12 protein-coding genes are annotated in these 16,642 nt (G+C 74.5%); 10 read left to right on the top strand and 2 right to left on the bottom strand.

The window, feature by feature from the left end:
- Window positions 1–13: 13 nt before the first annotated feature.
- Complete coding sequence (locus DMP17_RS40850; protein WP_337832351.1) at window positions 14–2,377, top strand: hypothetical protein; 2,364 nt, start codon at window positions 14–16, stop codon at window positions 2,375–2,377.
- A complete protein-coding gene (mycP, locus tag DMP17_RS40845) occupies window positions 2,374–3,669 on the top strand; it encodes a type VII secretion-associated serine protease mycosin (protein ID WP_226350120.1) in 1,296 nt (431 codons plus the stop codon). The genes DMP17_RS40850 and mycP overlap by 4 nt, the downstream gene beginning before the upstream one ends.
- A 29-nt stretch (window positions 3,670–3,698) precedes the next feature.
- Here mycP and DMP17_RS40840 read toward each other — a convergent pair whose 3' ends face one another.
- Window positions 3,699–5,132, bottom strand: a complete 1,434-nt coding sequence (locus DMP17_RS40840; RefSeq protein WP_337832801.1) for an aspartate ammonia-lyase — start codon at window positions 5,130–5,132, stop codon at window positions 3,699–3,701.
- A gap of 116 nt (window positions 5,133–5,248) precedes the next feature.
- Between DMP17_RS40840 and DMP17_RS40835 the strand changes: the two genes are divergently transcribed.
- From DMP17_RS40835 to DMP17_RS40825, 3 genes are read left to right on the top strand one after another with little or no spacing between them, the layout of a single operon-like run.
- The gene (locus tag DMP17_RS40835; protein WP_337832350.1) at window positions 5,249–6,745 is read left to right on the top strand and encodes a dicarboxylate/amino acid:cation symporter; all 1,497 of its coding nucleotides are present in this window, start codon (window positions 5,249–5,251) and stop codon (window positions 6,743–6,745) included.
- Window positions 6,745–7,533, top strand: coding sequence for an aspartate/glutamate racemase family protein (locus DMP17_RS40830; protein WP_226350122.1), 789 nt, complete (start codon window positions 6,745–6,747; stop codon window positions 7,531–7,533). Before DMP17_RS40835 ends, DMP17_RS40830 begins: the two co-directional genes overlap by 1 nt.
- A gap of 26 nt (window positions 7,534–7,559) precedes the next feature.
- Window positions 7,560–8,228 carry a GntR family transcriptional regulator gene (locus DMP17_RS40825; protein ID WP_226350123.1) on the top strand — a complete coding sequence of 223 codons (669 nt, stop codon included), beginning with the start codon at window positions 7,560–7,562 and terminating at the stop codon, window positions 8,226–8,228.
- A gap of 43 nt (window positions 8,229–8,271) precedes the next feature.
- On the opposite strand, the gene eccCa is transcribed toward DMP17_RS40825, so the two are convergent.
- Window positions 8,272–12,243 (bottom strand): type VII secretion protein EccCa, encoded by a 3,972-nt coding sequence (eccCa, locus tag DMP17_RS40820; RefSeq protein ID WP_337832349.1) that lies wholly within the window; start codon window positions 12,241–12,243, stop codon window positions 8,272–8,274.
- A gap of 137 nt (window positions 12,244–12,380) precedes the next feature.
- On the opposite strand from eccCa, the gene eccD reads away from it, so the two are divergent.
- The 5 genes from eccD (at window position 12,381) to DMP17_RS40795 (ending at window position 16,626) form a co-directional block, all read left to right on the top strand.
- On the top strand, window positions 12,381–13,781 hold the full coding sequence (gene eccD / locus DMP17_RS40815; RefSeq protein WP_226350125.1) for a type VII secretion integral membrane protein EccD: 1,401 nt from the start codon (window positions 12,381–12,383) through the stop codon (window positions 13,779–13,781).
- 4 nt (window positions 13,782–13,785) lie between these two features.
- Window positions 13,786–15,174, top strand: a complete 1,389-nt coding sequence (gene eccB / locus DMP17_RS40810) for a type VII secretion protein EccB (RefSeq protein WP_226367437.1) — start codon at window positions 13,786–13,788, stop codon at window positions 15,172–15,174.
- A gap of 171 nt (window positions 15,175–15,345) precedes the next feature.
- Window positions 15,346–15,642 carry a type VII secretion target gene (locus DMP17_RS40805; protein WP_226350127.1) on the top strand — a complete coding sequence of 99 codons (297 nt, stop codon included), beginning with the start codon at window positions 15,346–15,348 and terminating at the stop codon, window positions 15,640–15,642.
- A 35-nt stretch (window positions 15,643–15,677) separates the two neighbouring features.
- Window positions 15,678–15,965, top strand: a complete 288-nt coding sequence (locus tag DMP17_RS40800) for a WXG100 family type VII secretion target (protein WP_226367436.1) — start codon at window positions 15,678–15,680, stop codon at window positions 15,963–15,965.
- Between the two features lie 67 nt (window positions 15,966–16,032).
- Entirely contained in the window at window positions 16,033–16,626 is a 594-nt protein-coding gene (locus DMP17_RS40795) for a hypothetical protein (RefSeq protein WP_226367435.1), read from the top strand.
- The last annotated feature ends 16 nt before the right edge of the window (window positions 16,627–16,642 follow it).

Genomic DNA, 16,642 nt, shown 5'->3' with positions numbered 1-16,642 from the left:
CGAGGTGGGACCGGTGACCGACGCGCGGGCCGAGTCCGTCGTGGCCCCCCTGGTCGCAACCCGGGTCGGGCCGCACGTCCTGATCGCCGACGGGACGGAGGCGTCCCGGGAGCGCGGGTTCCTGTCCAGCCTGGGCTCGTCGGGTCCGCCGGTCGCCATGCTGGTCGGGACCGCCTACCGCAGGCCGGGACTCGCGGGGGAGCTCCTCCGGCTGCTGCACGAGGTCGTGACCGGCCCCGCGGGCGCCGACGGCGAGCTGTGGCTGGCCGTCACCGACATCGCCGCCCTGGGTGCCAGGCTGCAGCAGGTCACCGACGCCACCGGTGTCGCGCTCGTCGCCCCGTCGGGGGCCATGCGGTTCTCCGTCGGGTCCGGCATCCTCACCGGTCCCACGGTCGGCGGGACGGGCTGGGTGCGCTTCGCACCGGGATCACCACCGCAGGCACACGGCACGCGCTTCCCGCGCCCGGACTGGGAGGGGGCGCTCCCCGACGAGCCCGCGGTCGTCGGGGGAGCGGCCGTCGAGCCGGTCCCGGGCGGGCTCGCGGTCCGCGGCCTGCCCGCCCCGGAGGAGGGCACCGAGAACGACGACGTGGCGCTGCGTGCCGTTCTCGACCGTCGCTTCGTGCAGCTGCTCGTCGGCGGCACCGGCCCTGTCCCGACGCCGGAGGCGATCGCCGGCGCCGCGCGCACGATCACCTCCGGGTGCCCCGTGCTGGTCGCGCCGCTCACCCCCGCCGTGCTCACCGACGGGTTCCCGGCGGCGATCGGCGAGGCGATCGGCGCGGACTTCGCCCTGGGCACCGGTGTCGCACTGCGGACGGCGTCGGGGGTGGAGACCTTCGTCGTCGAACCCGGGCGGGAGACCCGGATGCGTCCGTTCCCGACGGTGCTGCGCCAGCGCTCCGACGGGGGGCAGGACGTGCTGTCGGTGGGCCTCCCCCCGGCCGGGTGGGACGCACGGGGGTGCAGTTACGTCCGCGACGACGTCGTCGCCACCGTCGTCCCGTCGGGCCTGGTCCTCGGCGCCGGGGAGGCCGGGCCGGTGCCGCCCGACCCGTACGACCCGGCGGTCTGGACCCTCCACCTCGGCCACGACGGCGAGCCCGTCGGGGCCGCGCTCCTCGCCGCCGCCCGCTCGCTCGTCGACTCCCTCGACGACGAGCGCCGTGCCCGTCACCGGGTCCGGCTCCGCGGGGTCTGGGCCACCCCGGAGGACGCCGAGCGCGCCGTGTCGCTCGGGCTGCTGCCCCGGCCGGCCCCGGCGAGCTGGGACACCACCGTGCCGGACCTGCGGGTCGAGTCGGCGGTGCCCGCGGTGCCGGTCCCGGCCGTCGCGGAACCGCCGACCCCCGGCGAGAATCCGGCCGTCGACGACGCACCGGAGCCGGGGGACACCGCTGACGGCCCGACCGGCGGTGCGGTCCCGCCACCGGACGCCGACGTCACCCCGCCGGGACCGGCCGCCGACGCCGGGCCGGTCGGCCCCGTCACCGGGGACCACGGCCCCGGGAGCACGGACCCCGCGGCCACCACGGGGGCCGCGGACGCGGGTCCGCCGCTCGTCGTCGACGACCGGCCCAGCACCGGCAAGGAACGCGAACGGTTCGTCGCCGCCGCCGGGGACCTGTACACCGAGGCCCTCGCGACGGTGAACGCAGCGCTGGCCTCCTGGCCGTCGCTGCGCACCGGGGACACGTCCGGGGTGAAGACCGACCTGGCCGCGGTGTGCCTGCACCTCGGCGACGGCGAGCGTGGCGGCGGCCCGGTCAACGAGGGCGTCCGGTCCGGCGGCCGCGACCTGCCCGAGGGGCAGCTGGCCTGTCTGGTCTCCGGGCTGCGTCGCCTCCCGACGCACCGTCGCCCGGTGCTGCGTCAGGGTCGGGCGCCGGAACCGCCGCCGGACCACACCGTAGTGGGCGGGACACTCGCCGAGCCGGGTTTCCTCAGCGCGGCCGGCGAGCTCGACGTCACCGTCCCCGACGCCGGCTACGACGTCCTGATCTGGCCCATGACGGCCCGCCGCACGAGCGAGCTCGTCGCGGGCCGCCCCGTCGCGGAGGTCGTCTTCCCGGCCGGTACCCGGTTCCGGACGATCGGGGTGCGGGACGCGCCCGCGCCCGAGGACGTCGACGGCGGGCCGGTGGCACCGCGCCTCGCCCTGCTCGTCCGGGAGCTCGGCGCCGACGAGGGCGAGGGCTCCGGCGGGCTCGGCGAACGCGACCAGGCGGCACTGGCCAGGCTGGAACGGGCCCTGGAGCGGCGACGCCGGATGGTGCTGCGGACGGTGGAGGACCCGGACGTCGTCCGGCGCCTCACCGTCCCGCTCCTCACGGTCGACGCGGGCGCGACCGGCGACTCGGCCGCCGCGTCGTGAGACGGGCGAGGTCCCGCGCCGCCGGCCGGGCCGTGGCGCTCGGTGCGGCCGCGCTCGTCACGCTGCTGACGGCCGCCCCACCGGCCCTCGCCGCCCCGGCGGTCCCGCCGGGCTGTCTGCCCCCGCCGACGGTGACCGAACCGACGCTGCCCTGGGCACAACGCCAGCTCGCGCCGCAGCGCGTGTGGCCGGTGACCCGGGGTGCGGGGGTGGTCGTCGCCGTCGTCGACACCGGCGTCGACGCCCGGACCCCGCAGCTCGCGGGCGCGCACGTGCTCCCGGGTGCCGACGTGGTGTCGCCCGGCCCGGCGGACAGCGACTGCTACGGCCACGGGACCTTCGTCGGCGGCATCATCGCCGCGCAGCCGGTCGAGGGCAGCGGGTTCGCCGGGATCGCCCCCGACGCGACCCTGCTGCCGATCCGGGTCACGGTCCCGGACGCGGACGGCGACGCCGGCCGGGTGACCGCCGCGTCCCTGACCGCGGGCATCCGCCGCGCCGTGGACGAGGGCGCTCGCGTGATCAACGTGTCGGCCAGCACCAGCATCCCGGACGCCGGGCTCGCCGAGGCGGTGGCGCACGCCGCCGCCCGCGACGTCGTCGTGGTCGCCTCGGCCGCCAACGGGGCGCGCACGGGTGATCCCGTCACCTACCCGGCCTCCTACCCGACGGTGATCGCGGTCGGTGCCGTCGACGCCGAGGGCGGGCGCGCCGACTTCTCCCAGACCGGCCCGTACCTGTCGCTGGTCGGCCCGGGCAGCGACGTCGTCAGCATCGGCCCGGGCGGGCCGGGCCACTGGCAGGGCAGCGGCACCAGCTACGCGGCGCCGTTCGTGGCGGGTACCGCCGCACTGGTCCGCGCCTACCGGCCCGACCTGCGGGCCGACCAGGTCAAGCACCGGCTGGAGGCGACCGCGACGCACCCCGCGGTCCCGCTCCCCGACCCGGCACTCGGCTGGGGCACCGTGAACCCGGTCGACGCCGTCACCGCGGTGCTGCCCGAGGAGGGGACGGGGCGGGAGGCCGCCGTCGTCGCCCCGCCGGTCCGTGCACCCGATCCGGTCGCCCCGTCGTGGGGGCCGCTGACGGCGGTGCTCAGCGTGCTCGCCGCCGCCGGCACGGCCGCGGTGGTCGTGCTGCTGGTCCGGCTGGGCCCGGCCGGGCACCGTCGCGGGTGGTCCCCGCCCCGGCGGGTCGAGATCCGCGGGCCCACCCCGGCCGAGGCGGTCGCGGGTGCTGCGACGGACGACGGCGGTGTGCCGGAGCGGCCCTCCGGCATCCGGGCCGGATGAACCGGTCCCGGCCCGTGCCGGAGCGGCGGTCAGTGGAGGGCGGCGTCCAGGTCCCGCGGCAGCGACCGGGCCGGGGCGGCCAGCCCGGTGAGCGCGGCGGGGGAGAGCAGCTCGTCGACCCGCGTGGCGTCGAGCAGCCCCCGGGCCACCGCGATGTCGCCGACCGGGCGTCCGGTGGCCAGCGACTCCTTCGCGATCTCCGCACTCGTGGCGTACCCCAGCGCGGGGGACAGCGCCGTGACGATCCCGACCGACCCGCGCACGCCCTGCTCCAGGTGCTCACGGTTCGCGGTGATCCCGTCGACGCAGCGGTCCGCCAGCGTCCGCGCCGCGGCCTCCAGGTGCGAGGTCGACCGCATCAGCCCGTAGACGATGATCGGTTCGAAGGCGTTGAGCTGCAGCTGGCCGGCCTCGGCGGCCATGGTGACGGTCAGGTCGTTGCCGATGACCTCGAACGCCACCTGGTTGACCATCTCGGGGATGACCGGGTTGACCTTCCCCGGCATGATCGACGACCCGGCCTGGGCCGGCGGCAGGTTGATCTCGGCGAACCCGACCGACGGGCCCGACGAGGTCAGGCGCAGATCGTTGCAGACCTTGGACAGCTTCACCGCGACCCGCTTCAGGACGCCGGAGACCTGCACGAACGCCCCACAGTCCTGGGTCGCCTCGATGGGGTCGCCCGCCGGGACGACCTCCTCACCGGTGATGTCGCGCAGGTGCGCGCAGGCCACCCGGGCGTAGTCGGGGTGGCCGTTGATACCGGTCCCGATCGCCGTGCCGCCGAGGTTGCTCTCGCACAGCAGGGCGGCCGCCTCACGCAGCCGCGCACAGTCCTCGCGCAGCATCGTGGTGTAGGTGTGGAACTCCTGGCCCAGCGTCATCGGGACCGCGTCCTGGAGCTGGGTGCGCCCCATCTTGACGACGTCGTGGAACTCCTCGGACTTGCGCGCGAACGCCGCGGCGAGGTGCTCCAGACCGGCGACCAGCTCGTGCAGGTGGGTCAGGATGCACAGCCGGATCGCCGTCGGGTAGACGTCGTTGGTCGACTGGCCCAGGTTGACGTGCGTCAGCGGGTCCAGCTCGGCGTAGTCGCCCCGGGCGTGCCCGAGCAGCTCCAGGGCCCGGTTCGCGACGACCTCGTTGGCGTTCATGTTGGTCGAGGTCCCCGCCCCGCCCTGGATCGGGTCGATCGGGAACTGGTCGGCCAGTGCGCCCGCGCGCAGCTCCCGGCAGGCCGCGACGATCGCGTCGGCCCGGCGCCCGTTCAGCCGCCCGAGGTCCCGGTTGGCCAGGGCGGCCGCCTCCTTCACCGCGGCCAGGGCCTGCACCAGCCGGGGGAAACCACCGACCGTCTCGCCGGTCACGGCGAAGTTGGCGACCGCCCGTGCGGTGTGCACCCCCCAGTAGGCGTCCGCGGGCACCTCGACCGTGCCGAGGGAATCCCCCTCCGTACGCGTCATCGCGTTCATGGCTGCTCCCCACTCTTGACAACGGCTGCCAGACTACTCAATGTTGGATGCGAAGCGCAAAGCTCAGAGTGCAATATACTGCACGCAAACAACAGCGAGGAGTCACAATGGCCGTGTCCCCGACGCCGTCGACGCCCCAGGAACCACCGCAGCCCCGTGCCGGCCGCGGCTCCGTGGCCGCGCGCGTGCACTGGCGGTTCTGGCGCTACCCGATCGGTGTCCAGTCGCTGATCGCGGTCGCCCTCGGAGCGGCGATCGGCTGGGCGTTCCCCGTCGTCGGCGAGGGGTTGAAGATCCTCGGTGACGCGTTCCTGAACGCGGTCCAGATGGTCGTCGTCCCCCTGGTGTTCCCGCTGATCGTGCTGGGCATCTCGCGGATGGAGTCGGTCAAGAAGGTCGGCCGCATCGCCGGCAAGTCGATCCTCTACTTCGAGATCGTCACCACGGTCATCCTGCTGCTCGCGGTCGGCCTGGCGAAGGCGTTCGACCTCGGCGTCGGCGCCCCTACCTCGGGTGGCGACGCGGCCGCGGTGGGCAACCTCCAGCAGGGCGTGGACTTCCACGAGCTGCTCCTGCACGCGATCCCCAAGAACGTGTTCCAGGCGTTCGCCGAGGGCAACCTGCTCGGCGTCATCGTGTTCGCGACGCTGGTGGGCATCGCACTGGCCGCGCTCGGGGAGAAGGCACAGCCGGTCAACGACGTCCTCGACTCCTTCGCCGGGGCCATGTTCAAGGTCGTCGGCTACGTCATCGCGTTCGCGCCGCTGGGCGTGCTCGGGTTCATCGCCTACGACGTCGCGCACTACGGCTTCGGCAACCTGGTGAGCCTGCTCGGCTTCGTGGGCGTGGTCTACCTGGGGCTGATCCTCGTCCTCGGTGTCGTCTTCCCGGTCATCGCGGCGATCTACGGCGTCCGCTACGTCGCGATGCTGCGCTCGATCGGCGACCTGGCCGGGCTGGCGTTCGTCACCCGCAGCTCGGAGGCGGTGCTGGCGCCGCTGCTGGGCCGGCTCGAGAAGTTCGGGGTGAGCCGCTCGACCTCGTCGTTCGTGGTCCCGCTGGGCTACTCCTTCAACACCGACGGGTCGGTGCTCTACCAGGCCGTCGCCCTCGTGTTCATCGCGAACGCCTTCGGTCTCGACACCTCCTGGGGCAGCCTGCTGCTGATGGTCGGCGTGCTCGTCGTGCTGTCGAAGGGCATGGCCGGGGTCGCCTCCGCGTCGGTGGTCGTGCTGCTCGCCGCGAGCACGACGATCGGGCTGCCGCCCGAGGGCGTGGCGCTCCTGCTGGGCGTCGACTTCATCGTCGACATGGCCCGTACCGGGGTGAACGTCGTCGGCAACTCGCTGGCCGCCGCCGTCATCGACAAGTCGGAGATCCGGGGCGCCCGCCGCCGCGGTGAGCCGCTGCCCGCCGACCTCGACGCGGCCGCCGCGGCCGACGCCGACCCGGCCGACGGGTCCCCGGGGGTCGCTGCCGGCGGACCCGCACCGTCGGCACCGGCCGGGGCCGACGAAGGGCGCCCGTCGCCGGTCACGGCGGACCGTGCGGGGGCACCCGCCCCGGACGAGCGGGTCGACGCGACCCAGGGGGCGCAGCGCTGATGATCGCCCCGGAACGCGCCCCGCGCGCGACCGGGCCGGGGACCGCCCCGGCTCCGGTCGCGGCGCGGGGCCCGGCCGGGCCCGGCGCGCCGGACGTCCCGGTGATCGGGATCCTGGGCGGCATGGGCCCCGCGGCCACCGCGGACTTCTACACCAAGCTCGTGGACGCGACCCCCGCGTCGCGGGACCAGGAGCACCGTCGGGTCGTCATCTGGTCCGACCCGACGGTGCCCGACCGGACCGAGAGCCTGCAGGGGCGTGGCCCCGACCCGCTGCCCTGGCTGCGCGCGGGTGCGGAGAAGCTGCAGGAGGCAGGCGCGACGCACATCGCCATCCCCTGCAACACCGCCCACGCGTTCGTGCCGGCGCTGCTGCAGTACGTCGACGTCCCGGTCGTCCACATGATCGACGAGGTCGCCCGGTCCCTCGCCGGCGCGGCGCCACCCGTCCGGTGCGCGGGCCTGCTCGCGACCGACGGGACCGTCGGGACCGGGCTCTACCAGGACTGGCTGCACCGCAGGGGGGTCGAGGTGATCGTGCCCGACGCCCGCGACCAGCGGGCCGTGATGACGGCGATCCTGTCGATCAAGGCCGGTCGTCGCGGTGCGGCCGAGACCGCGGCCCTGGCCGCGGTCGCCGACCGGCTCGCCCGGGCCGGTGCGGAGGCGGTCGTGGCCGGGTGCACGGAGATCCCGCTGTGCCTGGCCACGACCGACGTCACGGTGCCGCTGCTGGACCCGGCACGGATCCTGGCCCGGGCGATGGTGGCGCTGACGGCACCGATTTAACGTGCTGTTGATATACTGTGTGCTGCATGCAGATCGTTCCCGTCCCGCGTCGCCTGCTCAGTGACGAGGTGTTCGCGCGGCTGCGCGACGCCATCGTCCACTTCGAGCTGGCGCCGGGGGAGAAGGTCCGCGACACCGAGCTCGCCGAGCGGTTCGGCCTGAGCCGGACCCCGGTGCGGGAGGCGCTCAACCGGTTGGCGGACACCGGGCTGGTCGAGGCCAAGCCCGGTGTCTACACCCGCATCACCCCGCTGGACCGGACCGACGCCGAGCGCGCGCTGGCGGTGCTGAGGTCGCTGGACACCCTGGCCGTCGGCACGGCGGTACCCCGGATGACCGCGGCCGACCTCGAGGAGATGCGTGCGGCCAACCGCGACTTCGAGCGCGCGGTGGACACCGACGACACCGACGCCGCCCTCGACGCCGACGACCGCTTCCACGGCGTGCCGCTGCGCGTCGCGGACAACCCGACGCTGACCCGGATCGTCGAGCAGCTGCACCCGCAGATCCACCGGATCCTCTACCGGAAGTTCTCCACGCTGCTGGGCGGCCGGAACACCATCGAGCACCACGACGCGTTCGTGGACCTCTGCGCCTCCGGCGACGGCGCGGCCGCCGCGGCCTCGTCGGGGCAGCACTGGGAGCGGCTCGGCGGCCACATCACGGAGCTGTTCGCGACCAACCAGCTCGGCTGACCCGGGTGCCGGCGCGGTACCCGCCACGCCGGCACCGTGCCGGTCACCCGCCGTCGGTGCGGGGTGTCTGCACCAGGCGCACCGACCGCCTGCGGTCGACGAACTGACCCCGCCCGGGCGGCAGGGTGCGCGGCCGCACCGTCCCCAGGAAGCGCCCCTCCTCGCGCGGGCAGGACAGCAGCAGCGCGGGCGAACCCAGCTCCCACATCCGCCGGATCCCGGCGTTCATCATCGACCGCGACGCGCCACCGGTGCTGCGGGCGATCACCAGGTGCAGGCCGATGTCGGCGCCCTGGGCGAGCAGCGGCACCAGCGGCTCGAGCGCGCCGGCGCCCATCCCGCCCTCCATCAGCTCGAAGTCGTCGACCAGCACGTAGTAGCGCGGGCCGGTCCACCAGTCCCGGCGCGGCAGCCGGTCCGGGGTGATGTCCGGTCCGGGGACCCGGGCCCGCAGCGTCTCCCCGACCGTCCGCAGCGCCGTGGTCAGGGCGTCGACGCCGACCGAGTAGTCCTGCTGGTACTCCTGCCCCACCGCGTCGTAGAGCTCGCGGCGCACGTCGCCGAACACGATCCGGACGTCGTCGGGGGTGTGGTGGGCGGCGACGCTGCGCGCGATGTGGCGCAGCAGACCCGTCTTCCCGGTCTCGGTGTCGCCGTAGACCAGCAGGTGCGGGCTGGTGTCGAGGTCCCACCACTGCACGCCGAGCCGGGTCTCCTCGACGCCCAGCGCCATCCGCATCTCGGCGGTGGCGCTGACCGCCGTCGGTGCGGGCAGGTCCGCGGGCGCGAGCCGCCCGGGCAGCAGCCGTACCGGCGGGGCGACCGGTGCCCGGGGCGTGGTGAGGGCCTCGGTGAGCTCGACGGTCGCCTCGGACAGGTCGTCCGTGGCACCGGACCCGTCGATACGGGGCAGCGCGGCCAGGAAGTGCAGGCGGTCGCGGGTGAGACCGCGCCCCGGCCGTCCCTCCGGGACGGTCGCCGCCACCCGGCTCCCGACCTCGGAGTCGACCGGGTCACCCAGACGCAGCTCGAAGCGCGTGCCGAGGACGTCGCGCAGCCAGGGGCGCATCTCCGCCCACCGGTTGGAGGCGATGATCAGGTGGATGCCGAAGCCGAGCCCGCGCGCGGCCAGCTCCTGGAACCGCTCCTCCAGCTCGTCGTAGTCCTGACGGACCGTGTACCAGCCGTCGACGACGAGCATGACGTCGCCGTAGGGGTCCTCGTCGAGGAAGCGGCCAGCGCGCCGGGCCCGCCGGTAGGTCGCCATGGAGTCGATGTTGTGCTCGGCGAACAGGGCCTCCCGCCGGGCCAGCAGGTTGGTCACCTCCAGCACCGTGCGGGTGACCCGGTCCCGGTCGAGCCGGTTCGCGACCGAGCCCATGTGCGGCAGCCCGGACAGCGACGACAGCGTGCCGCCGAAGTCGAGGCAGTAGAACTGCACCTGCGCGGCGGAGTGGGTCAGCGCCAGCGACGAGATCACCGTGCGCAGCAGGGTGGACTTGCCGGTCTGCGGCCCGCCGACGACGCCGACGTTGCCGCCGGCCCCGGACAGGTCGGCGGTCAGCAGCTCGCGCCGCTGCTGGGCCGGCAGGTCGATCAGCCCGACCGGGGCGCGCAGGGTGCCCGAGTCCAGGGCGCCGACGGCGCGCAGCCCCAGCTCCGGGTCGTCGACCAGCGGGGGGAGCAGCTGGTCCAGCGCGGCCGGGACGACGAGCGGCGGCAGCCACACCTGGTGGGCCCGTGGCCCGATCCCGGTCAGCCGCCCCAGCAGCACGTCGATCATGGCGCGGGTCTCGGTGGGCTCCTCGGGCTCCGGTTCGTCGGCCTCCGGGAGGGCCGGCGGCGGGAGGTACTCGGTGCCGAAGGCCACCACCTGCTGCTCGACGTCGTCGCGGCGCCGGCGCCGCCGGGCCGGGCGGTAGGTCGCCGAGGAGTAGGCGCCCTTGAACCGCAGCAGGGTCTGGGTGTCCGGACGCAGGTAGCCGTTGCCGGGTGCGGAGGGCAGCTCGTAGGCGTCCGGGACACCGATGATGCTGCGGCTGTCCCCGGCGGAGAAGGTGCGCAGGCCGATCCGGTAGGACAGGTGCGTCTCGACCTTGGAGATCCTTCCCTCGTCGAGGCGCTGGCTGGCCAGCAGCAGGTGCACCCCGAGGCTGCGGCCCAGCCGTCCGATCATGGCGAACACGTCGACGAACTCCGGCTTGGAGGACAGCATCTCGCTGAACTCGTCGACGACGACGAGCAGCGCGGGCATCGGCTCCAGCGGCGCCCCGGCGGCGCGGGCGGCCTCGTAGTCGCGACGCGAGGCGTACTCGAACCGGCGCAGGTGCTCCTGGCGGCGATTCAGCTCACCGGTCAGCGCGTCCTGCATCCGGTCGACGAGCTCCAGCTCGTCCTCCAGGTTCGTGATCACCGCGGAGGTGTGGGGCAGCGCGTCGAACCCGAGGAACGCGGCACCGCCCTTGAAGTCGACGAGCACGAAGTTGAGGTCCTCGGAGGTGTGCGTCGTCGCCAGTGCGAGCACCAGCGTCCGCAGCAGCTCGGACTTGCCCGACCCGGTCGCGCCGATGCACATGCCGTGCGGGCCCATGCCGTCCTCGGCGGACTCCTTGAGGTCCAGCTCGAGCGGTGCCCCGGCGGCGGAGATGCCGATCGGCACCCGCAGCCGTCGCTTGGCGCCCGCCCGGCCGCTGCGGTAGCGGACCGGGTCGAAGGTCCGGACGTCGCCGAGCCCGAGCAGCGCGGCGAGGTCGTAGTCCGAGGCCAGCGGCTCCTCGGTCGTCCCGGTCGCGGTCCCGATCCGGAACCGGGCCACGGTGCGGGCCAGCGCCGCGGCCCCGGCCGGTCCCAGCCGGTCCGGGCGGCAGAGCGGCCGCGGCCGCGGGCGGCCCAGCCGGTCGAAGACCACGGTGCGGACCTCGTCCGGGTCGACCTCCAGGAACAGCGCGTCGGCGCGCTGGGTCCACGGCAGCGAGCCGCCGACGTCCAGGAGCACAGTGTTGCGGTAGCCCTCCAGCACGCAGCGGTGCTCCGGGTGCACGCCGACCCCGTCGAGGACCAGCACGACCAGCGGCTCGGTCGCGGTGACCGGGGACCCCGCCTCGAACCGCGGGCGGCCGGCGAACGCCGGACCGCCGAGCAGGTCCTCCGCCTCGGCCAGGCTGTCGGTCACGATCCGCCGCGCACCGGCGGCGTCGGGGGCGTCGGGGTCCTGGCCGTGCGGCAGCCACTTGCACCAGTCCCAGCGGTGCCGGTTCTCGTCGCTGCAGGCCACCGCGACCCGCAGGTCGGCGGGTCCGTGCGCGGTGACGAGCTGGGCCAGCATCGCGCGGGCCAGGCCGAGGACGGCCTCGTCGTCGCCGGTCATCTGGATCTGGGCGAACCCGCGGACGTAGACGGCGATCGGGGCGTTGGGGACGGTCGAGTAGGCGCGCAGGAAGCGGCGGAGCGCGTGCGCCGACAGCGGTTCCAGGTCCTCCACGGGCTTGGTCTCCGGCGGCTTGAGCGCCAGCGACGAGCGCCGGGTCCCCAGCCCGATCCGGATCTCGCCGAAGTCGTCGTGCGAGGGACGGCGCTCCCACAGCCGGTAGCCCAGCGCGATCGACCACAGCGAGCGCGGATCGGGGTGCAGCCACTTCGCGGCCGTCTGCTGGGCGGCCAGCGAGCGGCGGACCCGGCCACGCAGCTGGGTGAGGTAGCGGACGTAGTCGCGGCGCAGCCCGTGCAGCTTCTGCTTGTGGTTGACGGAGTTGCGCAGCAACCCGACCAGCATCATGCCCATGGCGGAGAGCACCATCAGGCCGCCGCCGACGTAGATCAGCGGACCGCCGCCGGGGCGGACGAACATCATCACCATGGCCAGCGAGCCGAGACCCATCGGCGCGTACATGAGCGCCGAGCTCATGCCCCCGCCCGACTCCTCGGGAACCGCGGGCGGCTCCTGGATCTCGACGGTCTCGTCGGGCACGGGGGGCTTCTGACGGCGCGCCCGTCGGGCGAACAGTTCGGTGCTCACGCGCTTCCCCTTCGTGGGTGATCTCCCCTGGAAAGCCCGGGCGGGGCCGCGGCGCCGCACGTGTGCGTGGGGGCGGACCTAGCGTTCCGGGCGGTTCGCGGTGGTCGACACCCTGGCAGGAGAGGACCCGAGGAACCGTGACGCAAGAGCAGATCCAGCATCGCACACGCAGCTCGGCCCGGCTACGTTTCGTCCTCGGTGAGAAGTCCGCGGACATCACGGTGCCGGCCGAGGTCCCGCTCGCCGACCTGCTGCCCGCGGTGCTGCCGCACTTCGGTGGCGAGGCGATCGAGCAGGGCGCCGAGCACGAGGGCTGGGTCCTGCAACGGCTGGGTGACCCGCCGTTCGACGAGGAACGCACGACCGGCGAGCTGGGCCTGCGCGACGGGGAGGTGGTGCACGTCCGGCCACGGGCCGACGGGCTGGCCCCCATCGACTACGACGACGTCGTGGACGGCGTGGGCGAGCAGGTCCGCACCCATCCCTGGTCGTGGAACGACAGCCGGACCCGGGCGATGCTCAGACTCCTGGCGGCACTCGCCCTGCTGACCGGGGTCCCGCTGGTCCTGCAGGTCACCGTCCCGGCGCTGGCGCTCGCGCTGGCCGGGGCCATCGCGGTGGTACTGCTGGGAGCGGCGGGGCTGGTCGCGCGCAGTGGCGTCGGGACGGTACCCGCGGCCGGGCTGGCGGGCGTCGCCGTCTGCTACGCCGCCACCGCCGGTGTGCTGCTGATCCGCCTCATCGAGCCGGGCGCGCCGGTGATGACCGTGGTCGCCTGCGCGGCCGCGCTGGGCCTGATGGCGCTCGCCATCGGGACGGCGCTCGTCGCGGACGGCGCGCTGCTGTTCGTCGGGGCCGCGACGGCGGGCCTGGTCACGGCCGCGGCGGGCCTGGCCGGGGCGCTGGGCGGGGTGTCCGCGCCCAAGGCCGCGGCGATCGCGGTGGTGCTGTCGCTGGTGGCCGGGGTGTTCGTCCCCTCCACCGCCTTCCGGCTGTCCGGCCTGCAGCTGCCGCTGCTGCCCGGGGAGCCCGAGCAGCTCTCCGACGACGTCGAGCCGGTGCCCTACGCGCTCGTCGTCGAGCGGGGGACCGCGACGGTCGGGTACACCGCGGCCCTGCACGTCGGGCTGGGGGCGGCGCAGCTCGTGCTGCTGCCCCTGGTGCTCGTCGAGGCCACCGTCTGGGCGGTGGTGTTCGTGCTCGTCGTCGCGGCGCTGATGGCGCTGCGCGCACGGCACCTGGACTCCGTGGTGGCCCGGTGGGCGGTGCTCGCACCGGTGGTCACCGCGCTGGTGGTGTGCGCGGTCGGGGTCGCCCCGGTCCTGTCGCCGACCGCGCGGGTGCTGGGGCTGTGGCTGCCGGTGCTCGCCGCGGGCGCCCTGCTCGCCGTGGCGGCCGAGCGGCTGCCCGGCCACCGTCTGCGGCCGTACTGGGGGCGGGCCGTCGAGATCGTCGAGTCGCTGACGGCGGTCGCGGTGCTCCCGCTGCTGCTGCAGGTGCTGGGCGTGTTCGCCTGGATGCGCGGACTGGCGGGCTGAGCAGGTGCAGTCGCGTCGGGACCAGGTCCAGGCCTACTTCTACGTCGTCGGGCGGATGACCTCCGCGGTCACCCACGGACGGCCGGACGTCGTCCGCCCGCCGGGGCGGCGGCTCAGCACCGGGTTCGCCATCGGGGTGCTGGTCGCCGCGGTCCTCTGCGCCGGGTTCGGCGTGTACGGGCTGTTCAAGCCGGGTGGGAACACCTCGTGGCGGACGGCGGGCGCGATCGTCACGGAGAAGACCTCCGGGGCCCGGTTCGTCTACCTGAACGGGACGCTGCACCCGGTGCTCAATCTGGCCTCGGCACGGCTGGCGACCGGGTCGACCGCGGCACCGACGTCGGTGTCGGCGGCGTCGCTGGCCGGGACCCCGGTGGGGGCGCCGATCGGCATCCCCGACGCGCCGGACTCGGTGCCCGCCGCGGCGTCGCTGAACCGGTCCCCGTGGACGGTGTGCGCGAGCCCGCCGGCCGCGGGCACGGTCGGACCGCCGACGCTGTCGCTGCTGCTCGGCGCCCCGGCCGGTCCCGAGCCGGCGGACGACGAGGGGCTGCTCGTCGCCACCCCCGACGGCCAGGAGAGCCTGGTCTGGCAGGGCCGGCGCTACCGGCTCGGCGGGGCGGGCGTCGCCGCCGCCCTCGGCTACGACGACGTCGCCCCGGCACCCGTGCAGCCCGGCTGGCTGGCCGCGGTCCCGGCCGGACCGGACCTGGGCGTCCCGGCGATGGGCACCCCCGGCGCGCCGGGGCCCACCATCGCCGGGAGGCCCAGCCGGGTCGGGCAGGTGTACCAGGTCGACAACCCCGCGCTCGCCTCCGACGACCTCTACCTCGTCCGTGCCGACGGCGTCGCCCCGCTCAGCCGCACGATGGCCGCGCTGGCGATGTCGGGTGGCGGCAGCACGGTCCGCGTGGGGCCCGCCGACATCGCGGCGGTGCCGCGGTCGGCCGGCCCGGAGCTGGGCCGTGACCTGCCCCCGGTGCCGCCGCGGCTGGTGGTGACCCATCAGGAGGACATCCCCTGCGTCCGGGTCGACGTCGCCGATCCCGACGCCCCGGTGCGGATCGGGACGCTGCCGGCGGCGGCCGTCGCGGCGGCCACCGTCCCGGCCGGGACGCACACCCCGGGGCTGCAGGCCGACCGGATCGGCATCCCGGCCGCGTCCGGGGTGCTCGCCCGGGTGGCGGCCGCGCCGGGAGCCGCGCCCGGAGCGGCGTTCCTCGTCACCGACATCGGGGTGCGGTTCCCGGTCGCCGACGACGAGGCGTTGACCGCGCTCGGCATGCAGGGCGGCAGCGCCGTCGCGGTGCCCGAGCAGCTGCTGGAGCTGCTGCCGACCGGCCCGGTGCTCGACCGGGAGCCGGCGTTGCAGACCCGGTCACCGCAGTCGTGACCGCTCGCATGCGACTTGGCGGGGGAAATCCCCACCGATCCGGCGAACGGACGTAAGCCGTTACGTCTCCGGCGATCGGGACCGATTCACTTCAGGCGTCGGGAACCCGATCGACGGAACGCACCAGGAGGCTCGGCCGGACTGGGCCGGGCCCCGACCCGGAGGACGAACATGGCGCTGACCAAGGCGGACATGCCGCGGATCGAATCGACCGCGGCGCAGCACGACGAGACCGGCAACGGCGTACAGCAGCTCATCCGCACCGCCGCGTCCGAGGTCGAGGGTCAGTTCGACCCGACGTCGAGCGAGCTGGCGAAGGCGACCCACGCGGCCTGGCTCGACCTGCAGGAGTTCGGCAAGAAGGCGCAGGCGGACCTGCAGCACATGGGTGAGGCCATGCGCCGGGCCGCCACCGAGAACATGCAGACCGACGTCGAGAGCGCCGGCGGCGTTCCGCAGGCCAACTGAGCCCGACCCCTCTGACCAGGTAAGGAGTCCCTCACATGGACACCATGTTCTACCAGTACGAGCAGATCGAGGAAGCGCTCGCGGCGATGAAGCGCTCGGCGCAGACGCTGCAGGACGAGACCTCGCAGCTGCGCAGCGCGGTGCAGCAGCTGTTCGGCGCGGACTTCGTCGGTGCCTCGGCGGACCAGTACAACTCCACCGCCAACGAGCTGCAGCAGCAGCTGCAGGCCAAGAACCAGTACATCGACGACCTGCACCGTCAGGTCATGGACTCGATGGAGCGCATGCGCGCGTCCGACCGCGCGGGCGTCAACGCGTTCTGATGCCCCGGCCGGTGTCACCCCGACGGGGTGACACCGGCCTTCGGCCGTTGCGGAGAACGGAGCAGGGATGGGCGAGCACACGAAGGTCGACCGGGCCGCCATCGACGAGGCGGCGGGCAAGCTCGGCAAGCTGATGGACGACATCAAGGCGTTCACCGATCTCGACCCGCACTGGCCGGACGCGGGCAAGTTCTCCGTGGCCCAGTACGTCGAGCGGCGGGTCGACGACCGGCGCAACGCGGTCATCGACCACGCGAAGCGGATGAAGACGATCCTCGAGGCGATGGAGCCCTCGCTCAAGGACGTGTCGAAGATGCTGGTGGACGTCGACTCCGACAGCGCGGCGGCCGTCGGTGCGCGCATCGACGAGATGCGTGCCGACGCCGACGACGAGATCGTCGACCGCGCCAACGAGATCGAGCACCAGCAGCACAACTTCACCACCGACGACGAGTCGGAGGAGAGCAACACCTCCGACGGCGACGGGTACGACGACACCCAGGGCCAGATCATCACCGGTGTGCCCAAGGGCGAGGAGGGCGTGGGCAGCGTCCCGCAGGACGAGGTGCTCAACGCCCCCAGCCAGACCGAGGACACCGACCAGGACACCACCGACGAGGAGTTCCTGGACGAGTTCGAGGACGACCGGCCCGACTCCTGAGTCCGGTCGCCGCCCG

The sequence above is a fragment of the Pseudonocardia sp. TMWB2A genome (assembly GCF_017312135.1).
The sequence above is the reverse complement of the archived record's forward strand: the minus strand, read 5'-3'. Positions and strand labels throughout refer to the sequence as shown.

What these genes read in the sequence shown, in the direction of transcription:
- DMP17_RS40840 (WP_337832801.1), bottom strand. Translation starts at nt 5,132, where the DNA reads ATGACGCGTACGGAGGGGGATTCCCTCGGCACGGTCGAGGTGCCCGCG.
- DMP17_RS40835 (WP_337832350.1), top strand. Translation starts at nt 5,249, where the DNA reads ATGGCCGTGTCCCCGACGCCGTCGACGCCCCAGGAACCACCGCAGCCC.
- DMP17_RS40830 (WP_226350122.1), top strand. Translation starts at nt 6,745, where the DNA reads ATGATCGCCCCGGAACGCGCCCCGCGCGCGACCGGGCCGGGGACCGCC.
- DMP17_RS40825 (WP_226350123.1), top strand. Translation starts at nt 7,560, where the DNA reads ATGCAGATCGTTCCCGTCCCGCGTCGCCTGCTCAGTGACGAGGTGTTC.
- DMP17_RS40805 (WP_226350127.1), top strand. Translation starts at nt 15,346, where the DNA reads ATGGCGCTGACCAAGGCGGACATGCCGCGGATCGAATCGACCGCGGCG.
- DMP17_RS40800 (WP_226367436.1), top strand. Translation starts at nt 15,678, where the DNA reads ATGGACACCATGTTCTACCAGTACGAGCAGATCGAGGAAGCGCTCGCG.
- DMP17_RS40795 (WP_226367435.1), top strand. Translation starts at nt 16,033, where the DNA reads ATGGGCGAGCACACGAAGGTCGACCGGGCCGCCATCGACGAGGCGGCG.